We start from the raw sequence: 3,856 nt of genomic DNA on the forward strand, positions 1-3,856 counted from the left end.
CGGCGATGGACGGTTTTTCGCTCCGCGCCCGCGACACCTTCGGCGCCGACGAGGTCGACCCCGCCGAGCTCGACCTCGTCGGCGCGGTCCACGCCGGCGCCGCGCCCGACGTGACCGTCGCGCCCGGCACCTGCGCGGAGATCTCGACGGGCGCGGTGATGCCCGAGGGCGCCGACGCCGTGGTGATGGTCGAGCGAACCGACGAGTTGGGCGTGGAGAACGAAGCGGACGAGGGGGACGAAAAGGGTGAAGCGGGCGAGGGTGATCAAAGGGGGGAGAGGGGCGACCCTGACCGGATCGCGGTCCGGACCGCCGTCGCTCCCGGCGATCACGTGATGAGCGCCGGCGCGGACATCGCCGCCGGCGATCGGGCGCTCGGCCCCGGCACGCGGTTGACGCCGCGCGAGATCGGGCTCCTCTCGGCGCTCGGTGTCGATTCGGTGCCGGTCGAGGGGAAACCTCGGGTCGGGATCGTCTCGACCGGCGACGAGCTGGTGCGCCCCGGCGAGGACCTCGACCCCTCGCGCGGGGAGATCTACGACGTGAATTCGACGACGATCGCCGCGGGCGTCGCGGAGGCGGGCGGCGAGCCGGTCCTCTACCCGCACGCCGGCGACGACTACGAGGAGATGGAGCGGCTCCTCCGCCGGGCGGCGGACGAGTGCGACCTCGTGCTCTCGTCGGGGTCGACCTCCGCGAGCGCCGTCGACGTCATCTACCGGGTGATCGAGGAGCGCGGCGAGCTGCTGCTCCACGGCGTCGCGGTCAAGCCCGGCAAGCCGATGCTCGTCGGGCGCCTCGACCGCGGCGGGAGCGACGCGGCCCCCGAGAGCGACCGCACCGGCGAGTCCGCCTACGTCGGGCTCCCCGGCTATCCCGTCTCCGCGCTCACGATCTTCCGGACGTTCGTCGCGCCCGCGATCCGCGAGGCGGCCGGACAGCCCGAGCCCGCGACGGCGACCGTCGAAGGCCGAATGGCGGTCGGCGAGCGCTACGGCGAGGGGCGCATGCGGCTGATGCCCGTCGGGGTGCTCGACCTGGACGACGGCCTCCCCCTCGTCTACCCGGTCGACAAGGGCTCCGGGGCGACGACGAGCCTCGTCGAGGCCGACGGCGTCGTCGCCGTCGATCCGGACACGGCGTACCTCGACGAAGGCGAGCGCGTCACGGTACAGCTGTTCTCGCCGGACGTGCACCCTCCGAGCCTGCTCGGCGTCGGCGAGGACGACCCGGCGCTCAACCGGCTGCTCGATCGCTTAGAGAGCCCGCGATACCTACCGGTCGGGTCCCGCGAGGGGCTCCGACGCCTGCGCGACGGCGTCCCGGACGTGGCGGTCGTCGCGGGACCGACCGACCGCGAGGTCGAGACGGTCGATCTCGGCGGCTGGGCGCGCGAGTGGGGACTCGTCGTTCCCGCCGGCAACCCGGCGGACGTGACGGGCCTCGACGCGCTCCTCGACCGCGATCTGCGGTTCGTCAACCGCCCGACCGACTCCGGGCTCCGTCGGAGCCTCGACGACGCGCTCGACGCGCTCGCCGACGAACGCTCGACGACCCGCGGCGAGCTGACGGGGAAAATAGCGGGCTACGAGTTCGCCGTGCGGGCGTTCGAGAGCCCGACGCGGAAGGTGATCGTCGGCGACGCCGACGTCGGACTCGGGCTCCGCGAGACGGCGGAACGGCTCGACTGCGGCTTCGTGTCGCTCGGTGAGCAGTCCGTCGTCGTCCGCGCGGCGCCGGGGCGGGCCGACCGCGACGCGGTGACCGAACTCGCGAGCGCGCTCGACGACCCCGCCGACCTCCTCGACGGCCTCGCGGGCTACTCGCGGAACAGCCGGAACGAGCCCTGACCGACGACGACCTCGGCGGTGTCGCCGTTGGTCGCGCTGGTGACGGTCATGTCGCTGACGCCGATCGAGCCGCCGGACCTGACGATCGTCGCCTCGGCGGTGAGGTCCCCGGTCGCCGGCCGGAGGTAACTGGCGTTGAGATTCACCGTCGCGACCCCGCCGGAGAGGGGGTCCTCGAAAGCGGTGCGCTGGACGATCCCGCCGGCGGTGTCGATCAGGGTCGCCGCCACGCCGCCGTGGATGGTACCGCCGTCGCTGTTCGTCAGCTTGTCGTCGAAGGGGATCGAGAGGACGACCCGCCCGCGCTCGACGACGTCCACCGACGTGTTCAGCCACGAGAGGTAGCCGTGCTCCTCCTCGATCCGCCGCTCGACGAGCGCGACGGCCTCCGCAGAGAGCGGGTCCAGCTCCGCGATGTCTGTCCGATTCATACCCGCATCTCACGAGGCTCCCGTTTGTAGCCCCCGAAACGCGAAACAACTCGTCCGAGGTTGACGACGCCGACGGCGGGTCGGTGTCCGCCACGGGGAGGGTCGCCTGACCGCTTCTGTCCGATGCCGAGCCAGTCGCCCCGTGACCTGACGCCTCGCCCGCGGCGGCCGAGACGGGAGTCCGGCGTACCGCCGCGAGCAACGCCCGCGCCGGCTGTTCGCTACGCTATCCCCGACATCGCCAGCGGTTGCCTCATCCCACTCCGAGCCGGATCGGGTCGTCGCTCGGGACCACGTCGAGCGACACCGGCTCGCCGATCTCGAACTCGCAGTCAGGGCAGACGACCTTCGCCCCGTACCCCGCGTCCCGCGCCGCGAACAGCGACAGTCCCACGGTCCGCTCGCCGTTCGCGAGCACGTCGACGGGGTCCCACGCGAGCCCGCGACCGTCCGCGACGCCGACGCGAGTGTCCCACAGGGTCGCCTCGGCGTCCTCGCCGTGACGACCGAACGTGCCGCCACCGGCGTAGTGGGTCAGCCCACCGTCCAGCGGGATCCCTTCGTCGCTCGCGAGCGCCGCGAACGACTCGCCCGGATCGGGATGGGTCGGCGCGTCGAGGAGCACGTGCGTCGGGCCGCGTTCGATCACGACCCCGTTCCCGTCCCAAGAGATCGGATCGACAGCGACGTCGACGTCGACCGGGAGCGACCCGCTCGCCCTGAGCGCGCTCGCGCCGGGCGCCCGGAATCCGAGGTGGACGTGGTCGTCGACCCACTGCCCGAAGAAGCCGGAGCGCGTCGTCGGACCGAGATCGTCGCCGACGGCGACATGGTCGCCCGGGGAGGCCTCGGGGATCACGTGGAGAATCCGGGCGATACTCCCGGGTTCGGCCCCGGATCGCCGGCACCACTCGTCGTCGAGCTCGACGACGATCAGGTGGTCCTCGCTCGCGGCGTACGGCCGGTCCGGACAGCCGACGGTCCGCGTCTCGCGAACGACGCCGGAGACGGGCGAGATACCCCGCCCGTCCTCGGGATACAGGTCGACGGCTCGGCCGTCGTCGTGGGCGGGGTACGGCGAGTTGAACCGCGAGAACCGCCGAAAGCCGTCGAGGGCGTTCGGCGGGAGCGTGACGGGCATTGTCGTTCGCATGGCGGGCCCCGATCCACAAGTGACCGTCGACGGCGGCAGCCGGGTGAGAATCGGGACGGCGTCGCCTCACTCGCCCGCGGGTTCGATGCCGACGATCACGAAGCGGGCGCCGCCCGACTCGGACTCCCCGACGGAGAGCTCCCAGCCGTGCGCCTCCGCGATGTCGCCGACGATCGCGAGACCGAGCCCCGTCCCGCCCCCGAGCGAGACGCCGCGTTCGGTCACCTCGGAGCGCTGTTCCGGGGGAACGCCGGGACCGTCGTCGGCGACGGCGAGCGCGACGCCGTCCGCGCGACGGTCGATCTCGACGCGCACCGCGACGTCGTCGCCGCCGTGCTCGATCGCGTTGCGGAACAGGTTCGAAAGCAGCTGTTCGAGCCGGTCACCGTCGGCGAGGACGGTCGCGTCCGGGCCCCGGACGG

At 72.8% G+C, this 3,856-nt stretch carries 4 protein-coding genes; 1 reads left to right on the plus strand and 3 read right to left on the minus strand.

The annotated features are described in order from the left end of the window. The coding region (locus OQF71_RS14075; protein ID WP_280588439.1) for a molybdopterin biosynthesis protein at window positions 1-1,850 on the plus strand (1,850 nt) is incomplete at its 5' end. Here the strand turns inward: OQF71_RS14075 and OQF71_RS14080 are convergent. From OQF71_RS14080 to OQF71_RS14090, 3 genes are all read right to left on the minus strand, one after another. After that, on the minus strand, window positions 1,820-2,281 hold the full coding sequence (locus tag OQF71_RS14080) for a PaaI family thioesterase (protein ID WP_280588441.1): 462 nt from the start codon (window positions 2,279-2,281) through the stop codon (window positions 1,820-1,822). The two genes, OQF71_RS14075 and OQF71_RS14080, sit on opposite strands and share 31 nt — an antisense overlap. A 253-nt stretch (window positions 2,282-2,534) precedes the next feature. Beyond that, a complete protein-coding gene (locus OQF71_RS14085) occupies window positions 2,535-3,422 on the minus strand; it encodes a hypothetical protein (protein WP_280588443.1) in 888 nt (295 codons plus the stop codon). A gap of 78 nt (window positions 3,423-3,500) precedes the next feature. Then, window positions 3,501-3,856: ATP-binding protein (locus OQF71_RS14090; RefSeq protein WP_280588442.1), on the minus strand; the 356-nt coding region annotated here is incomplete at its 5' end.

The sequence above is a fragment of the Halorubrum sp. Boch-26 genome (genome assembly GCF_029889805.1).
Taxonomy (GTDB): Archaea; Halobacteriota; Halobacteria; order Halobacteriales; family Haloferacaceae; genus Halorubrum.